Source organism: Bacillus daqingensis (assembly GCF_042654445.1).
Lineage (GTDB): Bacteria > Bacillota > Bacilli > Bacillales > Salisediminibacteriaceae > Alkalicoccus > Alkalicoccus luteus.
Genome location: NZ_JBHSGK010000023.1, coordinates 1 through 650, shown reverse-complemented (window position 1 = coordinate 650; position 650 = coordinate 1). Strand labels below are relative to the sequence as shown.

The 650-nt window shown below is 53.8% G+C and carries 1 rRNA gene; it reads left to right on the top strand.

Annotation, left to right across the window (positions count from 1 at the left end):
• Positions 1–650, top strand: a 23S ribosomal RNA gene (locus ACFO4L_RS17520); the annotation flags it as partial.

Here is a 650-nt window from a genome sequence, read left to right as displayed (position 1 = left end):
GGATGGAGGCCCGAACCCACGCATGTTGAAAAATGCGGGGATGAGGTGTGGGTAGGGGTGAAATGCCAATCGAACTCGGACATAGCTGGTTCTCCCCGAAATAGCTTTAGGGCTAGCCTCGAGGGAAGAGTCTTGGAGGTAGAGCACTGATTGGACTAGGGGTCCCTACAGGATTACCGAATTCAGTCAAACTCCGAATGCCAACGACTTATCCTCGGGAGTCAGACTGCGAGTGCTAAGATCCGTAGTCAAGAGGGAAACAGCCCAGACCAACAGCTAAGGTCCCCAAGTATACGTTAAGTGGAAAAGGATGTGGAGTTGCTTAGACAACCAGGATGTTGGCTTAGAAGCAGCCATCATTGAAAGAGTGCGTAATAGCTCACTGGTCGAGTGACTCTGCGCCGAAAATGTACCGGGGCTAAACGTATCACCGAAGCTTTGGATGGACACACCGTCTGGTGTGTCCGTGGTAGGGGAGCGTTCCAGGGGCGGCGAAGCACGATCGGAAGAACGTGTGGAGCGCCTGGAAGTGAGAATGCCGGTATGAGTAGCGAAAAGAGGGGTGGGAATCCCCTCCGTCGAAAGCCTAAGGTTTCCTGAGGAAGGCTCGTCCGCTCAGGGTTAGTCGGGTCCTAAGCCGAGGCTGAAAA